We start from the raw sequence: 19754 nt of genomic DNA, 5'->3' as shown, positions 1-19754 counted from the left end.
CTGGCATTGCGGAGCTTCGAGATGTGGAAGGAGACAAGCGACCTTCCCTACTTCTATTACCGCATCATGATCTTTTTCACATATAAAATAATGTAAAGTAGGGAAAGTCGCTTGTCTCTTTCCTCTGGTCCCACTCCGCTGTGTGAACCCCTCTATAGCTCAAGTGGAAAACGGAAAATGGGGAAACGAAGCGATGGAGGGGCAACCATGGTGCAGGGGCACGATGTGGAAGGAGACAAGCAACCTTCCCTACTGCTTTTCTTCCCCCACACGCAAAAAATAACATTATGCTCTTTTAAGGAGAGAAAGTCGCTTGTCTCTTTCCTCTGTTCCCACTCCGCTGTGTGAGCCCCTCCATAGCTCAACGTGAAAAGAAGCGATGGAGGGGCTGGCATTGCGGTGTCTCACAGTTGAGGAAGGAGGCAAACACCACTGACTCCAACTAATTCAAGACTCTTGTTTCTTTTTGCGGGGAAAATTGCCAGCAGCCTTATGGGCATAGCGCGATTTGCGTTCCCGTGGAAGATCGTCGGGAGGATCACACAGCTCTTCCACGGGAACGTGAAAGAGCTCACGGCGGCTGCGCGTGCTTGGACGAATCATCTTCATGGCGCGACCCTGGGACAGGATGACTTCAATGGGATCGTACCCCTCTGCAAGCCATCGTGGAACATGACGAACCAGGAGTTCAAGCGACACATCAAACACATCAATATCCGCTTTGTCCGCAATATGCATCTGATATGCGTGAAAGAATTGCGCCAGGAGGGCCGTGGCCCAGATTTGAACCTGGATCACCTCCCATTTCGCGCTCCAGAGCCATTTGAGCCCCAAATAGTCTTTGAGCAGACGAAAGGCACATTCGATGTCCCAGCGGCGATCGTAGAGCCTGGCAATCTGTGCAACAGAGAGTTGACGAGCATCAGTGACATTGGTGAGATACTCATACCATTGACCTCGATACCAATAGCGCACCAATCGAGCGGTGTATCTTGCTTGATCTGCACGAAAGGCTCCGACCTGAACGAGGGCATCGACGATGCCATTGCGATCAGAGATGACGTGCAGAACCTTGTAACTCATGTTTTTCTTGACTCGTCCAATCCACCAGAGGCGGCGGGTCGTCAATTCATCAAACCACTCAAATCCATTGTAGCCCCGATCGAAGAGGATGAGGGCTCCTGCGGGAATGCCACTGATGAGATCAAAAGCGGCACGTCGGCAATCGGCCACGGTATTGAACACATCGATTCGTTTCCATTGCTGCCGACGGACATCGAAGAGCGCCCCAATGCGGCCAGCTAGCAAGCGCCGGTCGCCGATGGGGACCTGTCGCAACTCCGCAATCCAGCGTTTTCTGGGATCCAGGGTACTTTCATCGAGGGCAAAGACGTCCGTGGCAAACGGAGCCAGGCTGAGATCGGTGCGAAGGTTCATCCGTTCACACAGCCAGGCACTCATCTGCTCAAAAAAGGCGCGAAAATGTGCATGGGTGTTCTGCGCCAACCGTTTGTAGATCGCCTGGTCGGAGACGCGGACCGGGGGCAAAGTTCCCACGCCGGAAAAGCTGAGGAGTCGCCAGAGGTCCAATTGGGAATTCCAGCCACGTAGCATGCAGATCAAGATACCAAGGAAGAGAAAGCAGGAAGAAAGGCGTTGTGGACGACCACGCCTCTTTCCCGGCACCACGAGATCTCGACTCGCCTCGATCAACAAGGTTTCCAGGGCCTGGGTGGGCTCTGACGACTTGACAAGCTCACGACCAGATGGGGTATCATAGATCATAAGAAGGATGTCCTTTTGATGTGAAATGTTTATTCGGATTGTCCTTCTTTTTTTCGTTTTTGGCAACGGCTCTAGGACACATGGGCAGCTTCCTCTGACCCGTGATCACGCACGAAGGATTGGCTTCCCAGGCCTCTCCGTGAATTAGTTGGAGTCAGTGAGGCAAACACCCTTCCCTACTTGTAGTGTTATTTATTACTCTTAATACTCATTTAAACACCTATCCGCGTTTCTCTTGCCGCCTCGAAACGAGACAGGGAGGAGCGAACATCGTGCGCCTTGCCTCCCTGTGAAAAAAAGACGGATCAAAAAGGGGTTGACAAAGCTCAAAGGTTCTGGTAGTATTCGTCTTGTTGAAAACGCCACCTGGATATGCAGGTGAGCTGGTAGCTGTAGCGAAGAGGGTCCACCCGTTCCCATCCCGAACACGGTAGTTAAGCTCTTCAGCTCCGATGATACTCTGCGGGCAACTGCATGGGAAAATAGGACGCTGCCATCTCACCCGCCTAACTGGATGGCGTTTTTGCTTCCCACTTTCCTTTCAAGGCTGGACGCTGCCATCTCACCTGCCTAACTGGACGGCGTTTTTTGCTTCTCTCTTCTCTTTCAAGCTGGACGCTGCCATCTCACCCGCCTAACTGGACGGCGTTTTTTGCTTGTCTTTTAAGATAGACTCGACTCCATGTTATTTTCATTTCAATTGATAAGCGAGAACCGATGCCTTGTTCTAACAGATTCTTGGCAATGGATCGCCTACAAGCATATCCAGCACTCTCATCCCTCCAATGTCTGTACGTAGAAATACCATGCCCTCAGGTGAGGATTGGACGCTGCCAATGATGGCGGTCTCGCGCCCAAGGGGATGCTTTCTCATGGCTGCCAGGGCCTCGTCAGCTTTTTCACCGGACACGATGACGAGCATTTTTCCTTCATTGGCAATGGTGAGTGGATCAAGTCCCAGGATCTCGCAGGCACCACGCACTTCCGAGTGGACAGGGATGGCGTGTTCATCAAGGGCGATGGCAACATCTGAGCTCAATGCCATTTCGTTGAGCGTTGTGGCGACCCCTCCACGGGTGGGATCTTTCAGGCAATGAATACTATCGCCCACGGCGGCAAAGAGGGCTGCGACCAGCGTATGCAGGGGCGCTGTATCGCTCTGTACTTCAGTCTCGATCTCTAAAGCTTCGCGAGCAAGCATAATGGCAATCCCATGATCTCCAATTGGGCCACTCAGCAGAACTTTGTCGCCAGCCTGGAGACGGTTCTGGCCGGGCTGCCAGGTTGGATGTGCCAGTCCAACGCCTGCTGTATTAATAAAAACTCCATCGGCCTTTCCACGCTGAACAACTTTGGTATCGCCTGTGACAACAAAGACTCCAGCTTCTTTTGCAGATTCAGCCATTGAACCAACAATTTTTCGCAGATCAGCTATAGGAAATCCTTCTTCGAGGATAAAGCCCGCTGAAAGATAGAGCGGCTGCGCCCCCGAGGTGACAAGGTCATTAATGGTTCCATGAACGGCCAGTCTGCCAATGTCTCCACCTGGAAAGAAGAGCGGACTGACAACATAGGTGTCGGTGGTGAAGGCGAGTCGCGGGTTCGTTCCTACAATATTGAAGGTAGCAGAGTCATCCATGGCGTCCAGAAGCGGATTGGAGAAGGCTGGCGCAAAGACTCCTTCGATGAGATTATGAGAGGACTTTCCACCACTACCATGGCTGAGGGTGATCTTTTCGTCGCGCAGGTAAAATTTATGGCGGCGAGCCTGTCTTGTCTTCTCGATCTTTTGCAATACTTCGTCGATCTGACCTGCGGTCTGCGGATTGTGAGTTGTAGGCTCGTCCATGGCATCCTCTCTCTCTTGCATAACATTTGTCACGTTCCTATCCACTGCTAGAGCAGGAATCTCAGGGTAAAACATGTAATCTGGTACGCTCAGAGGCCATTGAGAAGCGGCCATAATTGAAGTAGGCAGCGCAGGCCCCTTCAGGAGAGACCATACAGGTTCCAATGGGGGTCTCCGGGGTACACGCGGTTCCAAAGACTTTGCATTCCCAGGGTTTAATGACGCCCTTGAGAACCTCACCGCATTGACAGGCTTTGGGATCGGCAACACGCAGGCCCGGCACATGATAATGGAGCTCGGCATCCCATTCAGCAAATTCTGGTCGTAAAGACAGGGCACTATGCGTAATAAAGCCCAATCCACGCCACTCAAAGAATGGCCTGAGCTCCATTGTCTTTGCCATGGCCTCCAATGCCTTGACGTTCCCTTCTGGTCTGACGACGCGTGCATACTGATTTTCGATCTCAGCGCGCCCCTCGCTGATCTGTTTGACGATCATGTAGACCGATTGGATGATATCTAATGGCTCAAAGCCTGCAATAACAACGGGTTTATGATGCTCTCTCGCAACGAATGTGTAAGGACGCATCCCAATGACCATGCTCACATGCCCTGGCCCGACAAAACCGTCCAGCCGCAGATCAGGTGAGTCCAGAATCGCTTTCATAGCCGGGATGATGGTAACGTGGTTACAGAAGACTGAGAAATTCTTAATGCCTTCGGCCTGAGCTCTTAGCAGTGTAACAGCCGTCGAAGGTGCAGTTGTCTCAAAACCGATCGCGAAGAAAACGACCTTTCGGTCTGGATTCTGACGCGCCAATTTAAGAGCATCCAGAGGCGAGTAGACAAAACGGACATCCGCTCCATCAGCTTTAGCATCCAGTAAGCTTCCGTGAGAACCAGGGACGCGCATCATATCACCAAAGGTGGTGAAGATGACATCATCCATGCGGGCAATGGTGATGGCGTCATCAACACGACCCATGGGCAGCACGCAGACGGGACAGCCTGGACCATGTACCAGGTCGATGTTCGGCGGCAGAACGTCTTCAATCCCATGTTTATAGATGGTATGCGTGTGTCCACCACAGACCTCCATGAACTTAAAGGATCTGCCTGCACTTACTTTCTCGATCTCCCTGGAGACGCTCCGGGCTAATTCGGCATCACGATACTCATCAACATATTTCATTCCCATCAGTCGCCTCGTTTCAAAATGGTGTAGATGACATCTAATAATGCATGGTAGATGGTGGCCTGCGCCTCCTGAATCCTGGGAATATAATCACTGGGTGCGTTCATACAGATATCCACAACCGCTGAACGCAGCATCTTGCCTCCGTCATAACCAGTCAGGCCAATGGTTAACAACCCTTGTTTCTTTGCTTGCTCTAATGCCTGAAGGACATTGGCGGAGTTGCCGCTTGTGGAGATACCTACGGCAATGTCGCCCGCTCTCCCAAACGCGATGATCTGTCGCGTAAAGATATTTTCAAAGCCAACATCGTTGCCGACGGCTGTGACGACGGCAATGTCGTTGGCTAAGGCTAATGCTGGCAGAGGGCTCCACTCAGACATTGGCGGATTCATCAGTTCGGTGACGAGATCTTGAGCATCGGTATTGCTGCCTCCATTCCCAAAGGCAAATAAGGTTGCTCCTCTGGCAAAAGCTGCGGCCATAGCCTGACCGGCGGCAACAATCTGATCTCTTCCGTTGAGCAGGGCGGCCTGTCTTAAGGCTATGACTTCCTGGCACTTCTGCACCGTTGAGTGGCGTACCTGGCTCAGAACTTCTTCACGATCAGCCTTACCACCTTCAAAGAGGAAAGGATAAAAAAGACGATCGTACTCAGACCCTTCCGCATTGCTGCTCATTGTTCACCTCACTGTGCTCTTCCTTTGCAGATGACTGATTGCAGGCCTTTTAAGAGATTGTCTCTGGTGCTACTCCAGAACATCTTCTAACGTCGAGATGGCAACACCGCCGTGAACGAGCACCTGAGTTCCAGGCTCAATCTGGTCGAGCAATGTGATATCTACCTCGGCCTCTTCATCCGCTTGTTCCGCTTGCACTATTGCCAGGCCTGCTTCACTATCAATGGTAAGAATGCGGCCCGGCCAGGCTTCATCCGAACAGGTGATACAATGCTCGTCGTTTCTATGACATTGCTGCTTGCTCATTTAATAGTCCTTCATGCTCAAAGAAGACATGGACGAGCTCCCAGAGAATATGGTAAAGTGTCTCATGCGTCTCCTGAATGACAAATGGATCGTGCGTGGGTACGACGAAACAGAAGGCTGGCTGATCCTGTCGCATCTGTCCACCATCTCCACCTGTTAAGGCCAGCGTCAATAACCCGAGCTTTTCTGCCGCAAGCAGACCTGCTCGTACGTTTGCACTTTTGCCATCTGCTGAGAAGCCCATGGCGATATCCTGAGGACGAGCCAGTGCTCCGATCTGGCGCGCAAACGATGCCTCCGCCTCTCCACTCCCCATGAAGCTGCTCATGGTGGCACTATCATTGGTTAATGCCAATGCTGGCAATGCTCGCTTGCCTACGATGACAGGATGGACAAATTCAACGGCCACATGCTGTGCATCGGTGGCCCAGCTGCCATTCCCAAAGGCAAGCAGTCTTCCGCCCCGATGAAAGCGGCGTGCCATCGCCCAGCAGGCCAGCGCAATCTGATTGGCTTCTGCATTGAAAAAGGCGTCCGGTATGGTCGTGCTCTGAGCAAAGCGAGCTGCCACGACCTGATACAGTTCTGCCTGTGCTATCTGTTCACTCTTCATCGAGTGCCTCGCTATTCTATCTGGCTTTCATGCAGCATAGTGAGTTCGTCAGTATAGGCCTGACCCATGATCTTCAGGGCCTTCATGGTTTCGCGAGCCTCGCTTTCGTCAATCTTGCTCATGGCAAAACCAACGTGAATCAAGACCCAATCACCAGGACCGATCCCCTCTGGCCGCACAAGCGCGACGCTCACGTTCCGTTTGACGCCCGAGACCTCGACGCGCGCAATCGAATTGGGATCATCAACGATGTCGATCACCTGACCCGGTATTCCCAGACACATATGCGTTTCCTTTCTTACTCTCCTGACACCCACACGTTGTATCAGCCATTTCTGTGACACTGCGATAACAGGTTAACTACTTTTCACCAGTCTGAAGACGGGCGGCGGCGATTGCGAGCTGTCCCAGGCTTAATCCTCCATCATTTGGTGGCACTACGTGATTGCGATAGACATGAAATTTCTGTTCTTGCAGTAAAAGCGTCAATCGCTCAAGCAACAGACGATTCTGAAAGACGCCTCCACTCAATGCAACACGCATGAGATCTGTCTCCGCCTGTGCTAGAAGGCAGCCCTGCAACAAAAGATGGGCAATCGAATTGTGAAAGCGGTAGGCTATCTGCTCAATTGGCACGTGCTGCTCTATCTCTTCAACAAGACGACGATATAAGGGCTGAACATCAAGCGTCGCTGGCTGATCGGCTTCACCTGGATGGAGAGAGATTGGATAGAGTTGATCATCGGGTCTGGCCTGTTGAGCCAGGACTTCTAACTCGATGGCCGCTTGCCCCTCATAGATGACTTCGCTACATACTCCCAATAGTGCAGCTACGGCATCAAATAGACGACCAAGGCTAGAGGTAGGTGGACAGTTGATGTTTTTGGTAATCATCTGCTGCAGGATATGCCATTTCTGTGTTGATACCTGTCTGACAAACGGAATATCCAGCGCTAAAAAGTTCTCTCCATATGCGCTGGCAAGATAGGTTGCTGCCATTCGCCAGGGCTGACGAACGGCCTGCTCTCCTCCTACGAGTGGTTGATAGGCGAGGTGCGCCAGACGTTGAAAAGTTGTTAGATCGGCGCGCAGAATCTCACATCCCCAGATTGCTCCGTCGCTGCCATACCCTGTCCCATCGACTGCGACCCCGATCACTGGCTCGCTCAGACCATGTTCAGCCATGACGCTAGCAATATGGGCATGGTGATGCTGTATAGGTATTTTATGCTCAATTGCTGAACTGAGAGCATATTTGGTCGCGAGATATTCAGGATGGAGATCATAGGCAATCGCCTGTGGGGTAATGGCAAAGAGCCGCTGAAAATGTTCGATCCCTTCACGGAATGAGGTCAGGGTCTCAACATTCTCCAGGTCTCCAATATGATGACTGAGAAAAGCTTGCTTGCCTTTGCCCAGACAGAACGTATTTTTCAGATGACCACCACAGGCCAGAATCGGTAGTGGTAAGGCTGATGCAAGGGTGATAGGCTCGGGCGCATACCCACGCGAACGGCGAAAGATCTGCTCACCATCTGACACGACGCGCACGACTGAATCATCACAGCGCATATGAATCGTTCGATTATGCGCTAACATGCCTTCGGCGATTGAACTTAAACGATCCAGCACCTCTTCATCGCGATACACAATTGGCTCATCGCTCAGATTGCCGCTGGTCATGACAAGCACTGAAGGACGCTCTGAACCATTCAACTGAGCAAAAGCAGCCAGTAAGAGGTGATGCAAGGGTGTATAAGGAAGCATAATTCCCAGTGTCTTATGGGTTGGAGCGACCGCAGGTGCCAATAAACAGTCAACACGCTTTGCCAGCAGTACAATCGGCCTCCGCCGCGATTTGAGCAGTTCTCGTTCAGCATGACTGACCAGACAGAGCTGCTGCGCTGTCTCAACATCTGGGACCATGAGGGCAAAGGGTTTCGCCTCGCGATGTTTGCGAGCACGCAAGCTCTGAACGACCTCTGGATTGAGCGCATCACAGGCCAGATGATACCCTCCCAGGCCCTTAATCGCAAAAATAGCACCTTTCGCAAGACATTGAGCTACGATGGCGATCGAATCGTTCTGCTCCTGCTCGACCAGAAAAGGGTCAACCCAGTCCAGAAGCTGAAGGTGGGGACCACAGACGGGACAGGCATTCGGCTGAGCATGAAAACGTCGATCAAGTGGGTTGCTATACTCGGCAGAACAGGGCGCACATTGAGGAAAGACGCGCATTGTAGTCTTGTCGCGATCATAGGGGACGTCCTGAATGATCGTAAAACGTGGCCCACAATTTGTACAGTTGATAAAAGGATAGTGATACCTGCGATTGGCAGGGTCAAACAGCTCATGAATACACTCGTCGCATGTTGCAGTGTCAGGCGAGATCAAGGCCTGTCGTGAGCTATAGGTCTGGCTCTCCTTGATGGTGAAGGTGTCTTCATGACAGAGTGGGATACGTTCGGCCTGTAGAGATATGATGCTGGCCAGAGGAGGGAGCTTTGTTTGTAAGTCTTGTTGAAAACCAGCTATGGCTGTCGCTGACCCTTCAATCTCGATGGTTACGCCGCGGCTGTCATTAAAGACAAAGCCGGCGAGCTTCCAGAACAGCGCACGACTGTAGACAAAGGGGCGAAACCCAACCCCCTGTACAATGCCTTCGACTATGATGCGTTGACGCTGAATTGCGGGATCTCTAACCGATGACATAGGACACATATCCCTTCAAGCTCTCAATCCGTTTTACCAGATAGCACCACTCCGAACAACTGTCTGTACCCATTCACACCAGTCCCTTAAACCAGCTCCTGTACGACAACTGAGCTCAAAGATCTGCAGATGGGGGTTAATAGCAAGGGCCTGCTGCTTTACTTTTGCCAGATTGTAATCCACATAGGGCAAAAGGTCGATCTTATTAATAATCAGTGCCTGCGATGTGGCAAACATCTGTGGATACTTGGCTGGTTTATCATCTCCTTCGCTGGTACTTATCAGAACCACGCGGAGATTTTCGCCCAGATCCCACGATGATGGGCAGACGAGGTTGCCAATATTTTCAATGAAGAGGAGCTCGATTGGATCTACATTGAGCTGTGTCAGTGCATCACGAATCATATGAGCTTCTAGATGACAGGCTCCCCGTGTATTGATCTGCACGGTTTCTGCACCAGCAGCTTCGATACGTTCGGCATCTGCGCTGGTTTCGATATCTCCTTCAATGACCGCAATCCCAAGGTCATCCTGGAGACGAGCAATGGTCTGCTCTAATAAGGTTGTCTTTCCCGCGCCAGGCGAGCTCATCAGGTTGATGACATAGATCTCCTGAGTGGTAAAGGTGTGGCGGATCTCCGCTGCTACGGTCTCATTGGCGGCCAGAATATTTTGTGCAATCGTTATCTTCGGCACATTTATTGCTCCTCTCCGCCAGAAGCAAATTCCATCTCCAACACTTCTAACTCTGTTCCAGAGATAATCTCTCTGCTCCATTGCTGACAGTGCGGACATTGAGGAATATAGTTTAGGATGACAAAATCCTGATGGCAGGTCTGGCAATAGGCCCGATGGGGCACGTGATCAATTACTAATTGCACGCCAGCTAACATGGGATTCAAGCTGGCAATCATCTCAAAACAGAAGGTCAAAGAATCATACACGACTCCATTCGCTTCGCCAATTTTCAAACGTATCTCTCTCACGTGAGCAGCGTTGCAGATGCGAGCCTGCTCTTCTACCACATCGGCAATCCCTTGAGCTATGGAAAGTTCATGCATGACCTGACCTCTTCTTCTTCAATCACAATGACGACTATGAATGAGATGTATTCCAGGCCAATGGCTACATGGATCGTATACGCAGGTACCGCTGGATATCAGGCAAAGCTTCAAGCAAGACAAAACCACCTAGCCCGACAAGGGTTAGCACCAACACTGTTCCAAATGTCTTCATCTTCCTTTCCTCCTCTGGATACAGGAGACAGAATCCCGTCTTTACAACTGGATTGTCTTTTGACTGGTTAACTCGGCTAGCAGCGTGTCGATCATTGTGATGGCTTCGGGGATGGCTGCCTGTACGGATGCGCTGAGGCCCATACACATCTCTTCATAGTCTGCACTTGCGCTGGGGTGGGTTGGTTCGCAACCAACAATCAGGGTGCGTATGGGATGAGCACCCAGGGTCTGAGCGAAGAGCAGGACTTTCATTGGGTCAAGGCTATGGGAATCAAGCATAAAACGACTGGCATCTGGCGTCTGCTCAACCCGCAAGGTCGTGAGATCAGGTTCCAGCAGATAGAGGGTTCCAGGCGCGCCACCTCGCGGAACGGCATCAACGAGGATAAGTACTTCATAAGCATCCAGCAGGCTATAGGCCAGTTCGATGCCACGAATACCAAAATCGACGATCTCGATGGTCTCCCCATACTTGCTGCGCTGCTTGAAGAGCTGCTGAGCAACCTCTACGCCAAAGCCATCATCACCCATAAAGATATTGCCAATACACGCTACCAGGATGCGTCTGCTTGAAGATGCGTTCATACGCGCTCCTCCAATAGTTCAACCTCCTCTGGCGCAAAGAAGAAGCGATGTCCAGGCAACATGCGCTCATCCCATTGCTCACGCCCTGGATCATCGTCAAGGGTCACAATGAGATGAATTCTCTGCTCAAAATCCTGTTGAATGGTCTCAATCCGGCCCGTTTTGCCCTCCAGGAGGAAGTCAAAGGCATCCGCACGCTGACCTGGATGCAGACGTACATGAGCGCCTGCCTTTACCTGCTGTCCATCAACCATTACCAGGGGGGGTGGTATATAGGCTCGTGGTTCTTCAGCGGGCAGAGTCCCTAACGTATGAAGTGCACCATGCAATTGCATAAACTGATCGGCTGTCAGGCTCTCTGTGCGCTCAAGAATCTCACGGGCACGAGCATCACCAGCTCGCATCTCCTGCTTCTCCTCATCGGTCAGCGTCATAATGCGCAGGGTCAGGATCTCATCGATCTCTGTTCCATCAAAGAGCGCCCCTGCACTCTCAGGAGCAATCTGGGGGTAGTCATAGAGAATAATGGGAGCCGAGAGAAGCGCATCACATTCCCCTTCATTCCCGACCAGGACGGGCCAGGTATGACGATTGTTACACCCATGAACCAGGGGCTGAAGCGTTGCAGGTGGATCAATGAGAGAGATAAAAGAGCCACGCTGCACCTGTAAGAGCGCATGGGTGGAGACAAAAGACTGAAGGAGAATCGCATCCCGACGCTGCTGCTGCTCTTCAATCACAACTGTGGTATTTTCAATCTGTACGGTAAGCTTGTAGAGCTCTGAATCAATATGCTGGGCGGAAATGCTCATCGCTCCTGTCAATGGTTGGTGCTCTCGTACAATTGCCGAAGGCTCTCCTGGAAGATGCTCTTCCAGACGATTGCCTGCATAGGCGATCTCTATGATCAGCGGCTGATCCAACAGATCTGCTAAGAGCAGTTGGTCAGAACTGATCTCACGCTCTATCCCCTCTTCCCAGGCATCGGGCGACCAGTGATCCACAACTGGCTCCATTGGATGAGCCGGTGACTCAACACTCCGACGGAGCAGATGAAGAAAGCGAGCTGTAACGAGTAGCTCGGTCTGCGGCTGTCCAATGAAGATACACTCGGTCTGTATGCTCCATGGCTCCTGTCCCCCATTCTGCTCGCTATATTCGTGCGGATACAGGACACCAAAGGTCCAGCGCTGCCGATTTTTGATCGCTGAGTGACGGTAAGGATAGAGGAGGTACCCCTCATACAGAACGGCATTGGCGATCTCTTTGATCTGAGCCATCTTCATTGTGGCACCTCCTCTCCATTACGCTGCAAGAGCTGCGCAAATGTAGCTTCCCAGGTCGGAAGCCGCTGATGCAGTTTATAGTGATAGAGTCGATCGAAGATCTCTTTATCCAGATGCAACCAGACACTATTTGGATAGTAGCGCTCCATCATCTCTTGCCAGAGCAATACTGGCAAACGATAACTGGCCTCCTTTTTCCATGAAACCTGCATGACCTGCAAGGCATTCTCGACCGTAGCATAAAAGATGCTGCCACTAAATTGAAAGAGTAAGGGGATCTCGCCAGAGTCTAAGGCATGAAAATATTTGGTGGTGACAACTTCAAAATCGTATGTACAGGGAATCGACAATTCTACCATGGTGCTACCAGTAAAGGAGGGAACGATTGTGCTGATATGCGTCCAGAGCAAGTTTTTCAAGGTGGTCCCCCAGCGCGCTGGCTCATCAAAAACATCGAGCAACTGCGCCTGGGAGCTGGCAGTATAGTTACGCCTTGTGACAGCTATCTGAAGTTGCGTACGGAGAGCAACCGTATGAATCATCTCATGTTCGTCAGAATTGGTAATACGCAATTTGAAGATGAGTGTTGGCATGGCTGCAAAAGCTGGCGTCTCAGCGCCGATCACTTCAAAGTTCAGATCTGGCATCTTACCCTCCTCTTTTATATGGCTGACTCCGCTGATTGTAGCTCACATTTTTTATGCAGTCTGTCAAAAAACGCATCGATCTCAGCCCAGACGGTGCTCCCTCCACTCAAACCACGCCAATGGATTCGCATTAATCCCACTAGCTGATAACAAGTATCAAGGGGCACAATTGAATAATCGGTCCGACCATGAACGCGATTGAGCAGTAGTGCTTCGACATCCGATTCCAGGGTCGCGAGAATGGGGTTCTGTTCAACAAGATGTGCCCACTGTTCCAGGCCGAGCAGTGCTTCCATTGCGCCTGCAGGGCTGGGATAGAAGGCCATCATCCGCTCAGCGAGACTATCGCGATAGAGATAGGCCAGTTGAACCGGGAGCTGAAGGTCATTCCATTGTTCATCTGTGATGTGAAAATGTACGAGGGCAAGATAACGATCTGGGATAAGCCGATATTTCTCACCACCAGCTCCCTGTGGATGAAACAGCAATGAACAGGGCGTGCATGTGCAGAGAACTTCATGATTTGACAACTGCATGAGATGGTGGTGCGTCGGTGGTAGAGGGCTATTGCAGAGCTCGCAGTGCTCTAAGATCGCCGACGCTGGTCGCCGCTTCTGTGTAAAACGACGCAAGGCACTCACAGAGGCCCGCGCGTATTCATAACTGTTGGTGAGATCACTATCCATATTAACTGCCACCTCCCGATCCAGCCTTTTGCCGACGCGGCGCAACAAAAATGACTGGCTGAACGCTCCCACGCTGGTCAGATAAGCCTTCGATCTGGATGCCATTCAGATCTGGTGCGGCAGAGTAGAGCATATCTTCTATGGTTGCCTGCAATGATCCAGCAGAGGAAGAGCACCCGTGGCAATTGCCGTCAATGTGCAGATACGCAACACCATCGCTCAGCCTTACCAGTTCAATAGTGCCTGTATGTCCTTTGATCGCATCCAGGGCACGCTGAACGCGGGTCGCTAGAGGAATAGGATGGAGACCATGGAGTAACAACAACGAGCCAATCAGCTCATCCTCAGCAAACGCTTCGATTAATGCAGTTGCCTGGTTGGGTTCAGCCTGTAGGTGAGCCGCAGTCAATTCCAGCATACGGGCCAGGCTCTCACCATACAGATCCAGGAGTGTCTGAACGAGATCTTCGGTTAGCGAACGTGTCTGCTCATGGGAGATAATTGCGATCTCTTGCAGCAGATGCTCAAGATGCTCAGCGCGGCGACGATGCTCTTGCGTTTCTTGTTGCATCATTTCTACTCATCTTCTAACGCATAGACTGACCCTACAGAACAACCTGTTTGCCAGGCCCCGAGGAGAGGGGAGCGGGGAGCCTCCCTCTCCTTTTACAGATCTCCCCCAGTCAGGGAGTAACGCCAAAGGTTGGTGAGTGAACCACTTGCAACTCTTTCCCCTCCCCTAAGTACATATGTACCCCACAGGGTAGACAAGGATCGAAACTGCGTACAGCACGCATGATATCGATGCCCTTAAAATTACTGGGGCCATTCTCTTCGAAGATGGGAGTGCCTTGAACGGCGTCTTCGTATGGACCCGGAGTTCCGTAGATGTCACGAGGGTTAGCATTCCAGGGTGTCGGTGGATAGGGATGATAATTGGCGATCTTCCCATTCTCAATCACCATATGATGGGAGAGTACGCCACGGACCGCCTCATGAAAGCCACAACCAATGGCATTCTTTGGCACCTCAAAATCTGTCCAGGTCTTTGTATGACCGGCGCGAATCTCTTCAAGGGCTTTATCAACACAGTGAAGCGCTACCGCTGCTGCATAGGCCTGGAAGTAGGTTCGAGCCCGGTCTCGCTCAATCGCATTGCTCCAGGGTGGAATCTTCCATTCTAACTCCATCTCGGGCTTCATCGCGGTCTTTGGCAAGCGAATCTTAACGCTATTGCCAGTGGCTTTAATATACCCGCCAAGATCGACCATACCCGCCAATGCCGTTGTCCAGAGTCGGGCAATTGGACCACCACCAGTATCCAATGGCAGGTAATCGCCTGTACGCTTGTCGTACCAGCGTGGTGACATCACCCAGCTGTAATTTCCATTGAAATCTCGCTTCTGTGGCTTAGGAACCGTCGTCTGATTCCAGGGATGGCGTTGATCAATTGGATTGCCCAATGGATCACGATCAACAAATGTTCGCTGATTGTCCCAATCATCATAGTACGAGTGTCCAAGGAGAATCCTGATGCCCAGATTGATATCCACCAGACTTGTCGTCACCAGTCTGCCATCGACCACTACACCAGGCGTCACGAACATTGCCCGTCCCCACTCATCCATGGTTCGGTAATCATAATCACAGACATCCGGGTCCTGGAACGAGCCCCAACACCCCAGAAGCACTCGACGCTGCCCGACTTTTTCATAACCCGGGAGGGCCTGATAGAAGAAGTTAAAGAGGTCATCATGAAGAGGCACCACTTTTTTCATGAACTCTACATACTTCATCAAGCGCACGAGGTAATCTGTAAAGAGCTGTACCGTTGCAACTGTTCCAACACCACCAGGATACAGAGTCGAGGGATGAACATGACGTCCTTCCATCAGACAGAACTTCTCTCGCGTCAGACGGCTCATCTGGAGCGCTTCACGATAGAAGTCGCCGGTAAAGGGGTTGAGGGCACGCATAATGTCCGCGATCTTGCGATAGCCATGTAATTCAGCGTGAGGTGCCTCGGTCTTCTCTGCCAACTCCAGTACACCGGGATTAGTTTCACGCACCATCTGCTCACAGAAATCTACCCCAACGAGATTCTCTTGATAGATGTTGTGGTCAAACATATATTCTGCGGCCTCGCCCAGGTTGAGAATCCATTCGCCTAACGAGGGAGGTTTGATCCCAAAAGCCATGTTCTGTGCATAGACAGAACAGGTCGCATGATTGTCGCCGCAGATCCCGCAGATACGACTGGTGATAAAATGCGCATCGCGGGGATCTTTCCCTTGCATAAACAGGCTATAGCCCCGAAAGATCGAAGAGGTACTATGGCACTCCACAACCTCTCGCTGCTGAAAATCGATCTTGGTATAGATTCCCAGGCTTCCTACGATACGTGTAATCGGGTCCCACGACATCTCAACCAGTTGTGGTGATGGCTTTGCAGCATCCTGTCGTCCTACCTGTGTTGCCATACTAGCGTCTCCTCTGACACCTATCTCTGTACGCTCATATCTACCCTACTGGCCCCATGTTGGCTGATATCCTGTTGTAAGTTCGGGACGTGTATGCCGCCATGAAGGTTCCTTATCAAGTGTCGTATTTGTCAGCTTTCGCAGTTTCCGAATGACAGAACCGTACACACTAATTGCATTCGATGAAATCTTCGCGCCAGGAGGCTCATCCATAAATGGCATGAACTTATCAGGAAAGCCCGGCATCGTACAGCCAATGCAGATTCCACCCACATTTGGGCAACCTCCAATTCCAGCCATCCAACCGCGCTTGGGAACATTGCATTGTACAACTGGCCCCCAACAGCCCAACTTTACCAGACATTTAGGTGAACCATACTCGGTCGCAAACTCACCCTGCTCGTAAGAGCTACCACGATCACAACCATCGTGTACAGTATGGCCGAACAACCAGGTTGGACGGAGAGCCTCGTCAAGGGGAATCATGGGAGCCAGTCCAGCTGCCTGATAGAGGAGGTATAGGAGCGTTTCCATAAAGTTATCAGGCTGCACAGGACAGCCCGGCACGCAGACAATGGGAAGACCAGCCGAGGAACGCCAGTTCCAGCCGAGATAGTCCGGCAAACCCATTGCGCCGGTCGGATTTCCTTGCATGGCATGGATTCCACCATACGTCGCACAGGTCCCAATGGCGACGACAGCCCAGGCTTTGGGGGCCAGTCGATCGATCCATTCGCAGGTTGTGATAGGCTGATCTGTAATTGGATCGTTGCCCAGAGCAGCCCAGTAGCCCTCTTTTTTGATCTTCTCATTGGGGATGGACCCTTCGACAACCAGCACAAATGGATCTATTTCGCCGCGTTCGGCCTTATACCACCAGCTAAGAAAGCTATCGCCAACTTCATAGGCAAGCACAGGATTGTGCAATTGAACTTTGGGGAGCCCGGGGATCGCCCCCATGAGAACATCCTCGATGCTGGGTTGCATGGCCGCAGTAATCGAGACCGAATCACCATCACAACTTAATCCAGCTGTCATCCAGACAACGTGAACCTCCTCAACCCGCACATTAAGCGCCATAAAACAACCTCCCACTGCGAGCTCCCTTCACAGCTCCCTCTGACATCTTCTTCAGAGCCATGAGCACCATGCATGAGCACCTTGAAATAACAATCAAAGGAGGATATCTCCATGCTTTGCAGGAAGATGGACAGCCTACAATCGACGACGTTACACCATGCTTCACAAAAAAATACTCATGCTAGAGATAGTCGTAAAGATTGTCTATCGATCAAACGTAGCATCTACTCTATTATTTGTCAACATCATCCATATATAAACCTATCACATCGTACATAACGTAGGAGCTATCCTTTGAGTGAGCCAGCGGTAAGTCCAGTGACAATACACTTGCCCTTCCGTATCAGGGAAGGGCAAGTGGGTATCATTATTCACAAAAAATCTATGAAACGGTGGCGGGGATAGGTGTCTCACTAAACTGATTCACAGGGCGCGGCAATCCCAGATTTTCGCGCAAGGTCCGTCCTTCATATTCGGTTCTGAAACGCCCTCGCTTCTGAAGAATCGGCACCACCTGCTCAACAAATTCGTCCAGTCCGTCTGGCAGATAGGGTGGCATGATATTAAAGCCATCTGCGGCCTCATTGATATACCATTCCTCGAGCTGATCTGCAATCTGCTCAGGCGTTCCCCAGATCGTACGATGACCTCTCGCACCGGCCACTGCTTCGTAGAGTTGCCGAATTGTCAGATTATCGCGCCTGGCCAGTTCGGTGACGAGTTGCAGACGGCTCTTCTGAAGATTTGTCTCTGGCAGATCTGGCAATGGACCATCCAGCGGATAGCTGGAGAGATCTACTCCACCAACCAGCCCCGAGAGCAACGACAGACCTACCGATGGATGAATCAACGATTGGAGATAATCATACTTCTCCTTCGCTTCTGACTCCGTCTGACCAATCACGGCAAAGATGCCTGGCATGATCTTCACATGCTCCGGATTACGGCCATATGCAACAGCCTGTCTCTTAATATCTGCGTAAAAGGCCTGGGCATCGGCCAGCGTCTGCTGCGCGGTAAAGATGACCTCTGACGTGGCTGCTGCAAAATCACGACCTGTATCGGAGGCTCCTGCCTGAATAATGACGGGATACCCCTGGATGGGACGCGCAACGTTCAGAGGCCCCTGCACAGAGAAATGATCCCCTTTATGATTCAGCACATGCAGTTTATCCGCGTCAAAATACACTCCAGTCTCTTTATCGCGGATAAAGGCATCATCGGTCCAGCTATCCCACAGACCTGTTACCACCTGCACAAATTCACGCGCCCGCTCATACCGCAGCTCGTGGTCCATATGCTGTTCGCGGTTAAAGTTCCTGGCCTCTGCATGAGTGGCTGAGGTAACCACGTTCCACCCTGCTCGCCCTCCACTTAGATAGTCCAGAGAGGCAAATTTACGCGCAATATGGTAGGGCTCATTATAGGTCGTCGAGGCCGTCGCAACCAGACCAATATGCTCTGTCACTGCCGATAATGCGGAGAGGAGCGTAATTGGCTCAAAGTAAACAATCTGACCCGATCTCGTTAACGAATCAGTCGAATGCTCACGTCGAACTGCAACCCCGTCCGCAAAAAAGATCATATCAAATTTGGCCTGCTCTGCCGTTTGAGCCAGACGCTTATATTGTGCAAAGTTCAGACCATTCTCAGACCAGGCATTCGGATGCCGCCATGCCGCCACGTGATGCCCCGTATTCAGTAAAAATGCTCCTAACCGATATTGACCTTCTCTTGTACTCATTGTGATCGTCTCTCTATTTCTAGCTAGCTACCTGGAGATTAAACAATTGCTGATGCTGGTGCGGATACAAATTGGTTCTCTGGACGAGCTAAACCCAGATTCTCACGCAGGGTTCGGCCTTCGTATTCTGTACGGAAAAGCCCTCGACGGCGCAATTCCGGCACGACCAACTCCACAAAATCATCCAGACCACCTGGAAGATGCGGAGGCATAATATTAAAGCCGTCCGCAGCATCATTGCTAAACCATTCCTCGAGCTGATCTGTGATCTGCTCAGGCGTGCCCCAAATGGTACGATGACCTCGTGCGCCTGCAATGGCCAGATACGTCTGACGGATCGTTAATTTCTCTCGACCTGCCAGATCTTGAACCAGTTTGAGGCGGCTTTTATTATTGTTGGTCTCTGGGAGATCTGGTAAAGGACCATCCAACGGATAAGCCGAGAGATCCACATTACCAATCAGGCCTGAGAGTAGGGCTAAGCCTACCTGTGGATCAATAAGATCCTGGAGCTGATCGTATTTCTCTTTGGCCTCAGCTTCCGTACGCCCAATGACCGCAAAGATGCCGGGCATGATTTTGACATTCTCTGGATTACGTCCATAGTTGGCTGACTGCGTTCCCATCAGCCAGAAAGACAAGATCAAATTTAGCTCGTTCGGCTGTCTGAGCCAGACCTTGATAAAAAGCAAAGTTTAAGCTTGCATCAACAGGAACATCCGGATGCCTCCATGCCGCAACATGATGACCAGAGTTCTGGAGAAAAGCGCCTAATTTTATCTGACCTCTGTGTGTTGCCATTAGCTTTCCCTTCTTCCTCACATTTACAGATCTATCGGCTCGATACTACCTCTTGGTAGCAGTTGGA

20 protein-coding genes, 1 rRNA gene and 1 pseudogene are annotated in these 19754 nt (G+C 51.3%); 1 reads left to right on the top strand and 21 read right to left on the bottom strand.

All coding sequences use genetic code 11. The features are described from left to right. Positions 1-447 precede the first annotated feature (447 nt). On the bottom strand, positions 448-1785 hold the full coding sequence (locus EL628_RS13115) for an IS4 family transposase (RefSeq protein ID WP_126578558.1): 1338 nt from the start codon (positions 1783-1785) through the stop codon (positions 448-450). 382 nt (positions 1786-2167) lie between these two features. Between EL628_RS13115 and rrf the strand changes: the two genes are divergently transcribed. Beyond that, positions 2168-2284, top strand: a 5S ribosomal RNA gene (gene rrf / locus EL628_RS13110). 228 nt (positions 2285-2512) lie between these two features. On the opposite strand, the gene hypE is transcribed toward rrf, so the two are convergent. The 20 genes and pseudogenes from hypE to EL628_RS30330 form a co-directional block, all read right to left on the bottom strand. Beyond that, a complete protein-coding gene (gene hypE, locus EL628_RS13105; RefSeq protein WP_126580386.1) occupies positions 2513-3634 on the bottom strand; it encodes a hydrogenase expression/formation protein HypE in 1122 nt (373 codons plus the stop codon). Between the two features lie 61 nt (positions 3635-3695). Continuing rightward, the gene (gene hypD / locus EL628_RS13100) at positions 3696-4826 is read right to left on the bottom strand and encodes a hydrogenase formation protein HypD (RefSeq protein ID WP_126580385.1); all 1131 of its coding nucleotides are present in this window, start codon (positions 4824-4826) and stop codon (positions 3696-3698) included. Between the two features lie 5 nt (positions 4827-4831). After that, on the bottom strand, positions 4832-5509 hold the full coding sequence (locus tag EL628_RS13095) for a D-sedoheptulose-7-phosphate isomerase (RefSeq protein ID WP_126580384.1): 678 nt from the start codon (positions 5507-5509) through the stop codon (positions 4832-4834). A 69-nt stretch (positions 5510-5578) separates the two neighbouring features. Next, positions 5579-5815, bottom strand: a complete 237-nt coding sequence (locus tag EL628_RS13090; RefSeq protein ID WP_126580383.1) for a HypC/HybG/HupF family hydrogenase formation chaperone — start codon at positions 5813-5815, stop codon at positions 5579-5581. Beyond that, positions 5793-6428, bottom strand: coding sequence for a D-sedoheptulose-7-phosphate isomerase (locus tag EL628_RS13085; RefSeq protein WP_126580382.1), 636 nt, complete (start codon positions 6426-6428; stop codon positions 5793-5795). The genes EL628_RS13090 and EL628_RS13085 overlap by 23 nt, the downstream gene beginning before the upstream one ends. A gap of 11 nt (positions 6429-6439) precedes the next feature. Further along, complete coding sequence (locus EL628_RS13080) at positions 6440-6712, bottom strand: HypC/HybG/HupF family hydrogenase formation chaperone (protein ID WP_126580381.1); 273 nt, start codon at positions 6710-6712, stop codon at positions 6440-6442. A 76-nt stretch (positions 6713-6788) separates the two neighbouring features. Continuing rightward, positions 6789-9140 carry a carbamoyltransferase HypF gene (gene hypF / locus EL628_RS13075; protein WP_126580380.1) on the bottom strand — a complete coding sequence of 784 codons (2352 nt, stop codon included), beginning with the start codon at positions 9138-9140 and terminating at the stop codon, positions 6789-6791. Positions 9141-9173: 33 nt separating this feature from the next. Next, entirely contained in the window at positions 9174-9836 is a 663-nt protein-coding gene (hypB, locus tag EL628_RS13070; RefSeq protein WP_126580379.1) for a hydrogenase nickel incorporation protein HypB, read from the bottom strand. 2 nt (positions 9837-9838) lie between these two features. Then, a complete protein-coding gene (locus EL628_RS13065; RefSeq protein WP_126580378.1) occupies positions 9839-10201 on the bottom strand; it encodes a hydrogenase maturation nickel metallochaperone HypA/HybF in 363 nt (120 codons plus the stop codon). Between the two features lie 64 nt (positions 10202-10265). Next, entirely contained in the window at positions 10266-10376 is a 111-nt protein-coding gene (locus EL628_RS30985; protein ID WP_371859647.1) for a DUF6893 family small protein, read from the bottom strand. Between the two features lie 41 nt (positions 10377-10417). Next, positions 10418-10963 carry a hydrogenase maturation protease gene (locus EL628_RS13060; RefSeq protein WP_126580377.1) on the bottom strand — a complete coding sequence of 182 codons (546 nt, stop codon included), beginning with the start codon at positions 10961-10963 and terminating at the stop codon, positions 10418-10420. Next, complete coding sequence (locus EL628_RS13055; protein ID WP_126580376.1) at positions 10960-12249, bottom strand: hypothetical protein; 1290 nt, start codon at positions 12247-12249, stop codon at positions 10960-10962. Before EL628_RS13055 ends, EL628_RS13060 begins: the two co-directional genes overlap by 4 nt. Beyond that, a complete protein-coding gene (locus tag EL628_RS13050) occupies positions 12246-12896 on the bottom strand; it encodes a DUF6084 family protein (RefSeq protein WP_126580375.1) in 651 nt (216 codons plus the stop codon). Before EL628_RS13050 ends, EL628_RS13055 begins: the two co-directional genes overlap by 4 nt. A 14-nt stretch (positions 12897-12910) precedes the next feature. Beyond that, a complete protein-coding gene (locus tag EL628_RS13045; protein ID WP_126580374.1) occupies positions 12911-13582 on the bottom strand; it encodes a DUF5947 family protein in 672 nt (223 codons plus the stop codon). A gap of 1 nt (position 13583) precedes the next feature. After that, entirely contained in the window at positions 13584-14156 is a 573-nt protein-coding gene (locus EL628_RS13040; protein ID WP_126580373.1) for a NifU-related iron-sulfur-binding protein, read from the bottom strand. A 109-nt stretch (positions 14157-14265) separates the two neighbouring features. After that, a complete protein-coding gene (locus EL628_RS13035) occupies positions 14266-16062 on the bottom strand; it encodes a nickel-dependent hydrogenase large subunit (RefSeq protein ID WP_126580372.1) in 1797 nt (598 codons plus the stop codon). 45 nt (positions 16063-16107) lie between these two features. Next, positions 16108-17142 carry an NADH-quinone oxidoreductase subunit B family protein gene (locus tag EL628_RS13030; protein WP_126580371.1) on the bottom strand — a complete coding sequence of 345 codons (1035 nt, stop codon included), beginning with the start codon at positions 17140-17142 and terminating at the stop codon, positions 16108-16110. A 382-nt stretch (positions 17143-17524) separates the two neighbouring features. Further along, positions 17525-18886: an LLM class flavin-dependent oxidoreductase gene (locus EL628_RS13025; RefSeq protein WP_126580370.1), complete on the bottom strand. Its 1362-nt coding sequence runs from the start codon at positions 18884-18886 to the stop codon at positions 17525-17527. Positions 18887-18924: 38 nt separating this feature from the next. Continuing rightward, positions 18925-19494: pseudogene (locus EL628_RS13020) on the bottom strand (LLM class oxidoreductase); the annotation flags it as partial. Then, positions 19481-19687, bottom strand: a complete 207-nt coding sequence (locus tag EL628_RS30330; protein ID WP_218028909.1) for a hypothetical protein — start codon at positions 19685-19687, stop codon at positions 19481-19483. The gene EL628_RS30330 and the pseudogene EL628_RS13020, both read right to left, overlap by 14 nt. Positions 19688-19754 lie beyond the last annotated feature (67 nt).

Source organism: Tengunoibacter tsumagoiensis (genome assembly GCF_003967535.1).
GTDB classification, from domain to species: domain Bacteria; phylum Chloroflexota; class Ktedonobacteria; order Ktedonobacterales; family Ktedonobacteraceae; genus Tengunoibacter; species Tengunoibacter tsumagoiensis.
This window is presented reverse-complemented; position numbering and strand designations above follow the sequence as displayed.

Coding starts and splice junctions, on each gene's coding strand:
- EL628_RS13060 (WP_126580377.1), bottom strand. CDS start 10,963: ATGAACGCATCTTCAAGCAGACGCATCCTGGTAGCGTGTATTGGCAAT.
- EL628_RS13055 (WP_126580376.1), bottom strand. CDS start 12,249: ATGAAGATGGCTCAGATCAAAGAGATCGCCAATGCCGTTCTGTATGAG.
- hypD (WP_126580385.1), bottom strand. CDS start 4,826: ATGAAATATGTTGATGAGTATCGTGATGCCGAATTAGCCCGGAGCGTC.
- EL628_RS13025 (WP_126580370.1), bottom strand. CDS start 18,886: ATGAGTACAAGAGAAGGTCAATATCGGTTAGGAGCATTTTTACTGAAT.
- EL628_RS13045 (WP_126580374.1), bottom strand. CDS start 13,582: ATGGATAGTGATCTCACCAACAGTTATGAATACGCGCGGGCCTCTGTG.
- EL628_RS13040 (WP_126580373.1), bottom strand. CDS start 14,156: ATGATGCAACAAGAAACGCAAGAGCATCGTCGCCGCGCTGAGCATCTT.
- EL628_RS13050 (WP_126580375.1), bottom strand. CDS start 12,896: ATGCCAGATCTGAACTTTGAAGTGATCGGCGCTGAGACGCCAGCTTTT.
- EL628_RS13085 (WP_126580382.1), bottom strand. CDS start 6,428: ATGAAGAGTGAACAGATAGCACAGGCAGAACTGTATCAGGTCGTGGCA.
- EL628_RS13090 (WP_126580383.1), bottom strand. CDS start 5,815: ATGAGCAAGCAGCAATGTCATAGAAACGACGAGCATTGTATCACCTGT.
- EL628_RS13095 (WP_126580384.1), bottom strand. CDS start 5,509: ATGAGCAGCAATGCGGAAGGGTCTGAGTACGATCGTCTTTTTTATCCT.
- EL628_RS13115 (WP_126578558.1), bottom strand. CDS start 1,785: ATGATCTATGATACCCCATCTGGTCGTGAGCTTGTCAAGTCGTCAGAG.
- EL628_RS13030 (WP_126580371.1), bottom strand. CDS start 17,142: ATGGCGCTTAATGTGCGGGTTGAGGAGGTTCACGTTGTCTGGATGACA.
- EL628_RS30330 (WP_218028909.1), bottom strand. CDS start 19,687: ATGGCAACACACAGAGGTCAGATAAAATTAGGCGCTTTTCTCCAGAAC.
- hypF (WP_126580380.1), bottom strand. CDS start 9,140: ATGTCATCGGTTAGAGATCCCGCAATTCAGCGTCAACGCATCATAGTC.
- EL628_RS30985 (WP_371859647.1), bottom strand. CDS start 10,376: ATGAAGACATTTGGAACAGTGTTGGTGCTAACCCTTGTCGGGCTAGGT.
- EL628_RS13065 (WP_126580378.1), bottom strand. CDS start 10,201: ATGCATGAACTTTCCATAGCTCAAGGGATTGCCGATGTGGTAGAAGAG.
- hypE (WP_126580386.1), bottom strand. CDS start 3,634: ATGGACGAGCCTACAACTCACAATCCGCAGACCGCAGGTCAGATCGAC.
- EL628_RS13035 (WP_126580372.1), bottom strand. CDS start 16,062: ATGGCAACACAGGTAGGACGACAGGATGCTGCAAAGCCATCACCACAA.
- EL628_RS13080 (WP_126580381.1), bottom strand. CDS start 6,712: ATGTGTCTGGGAATACCGGGTCAGGTGATCGACATCGTTGATGATCCC.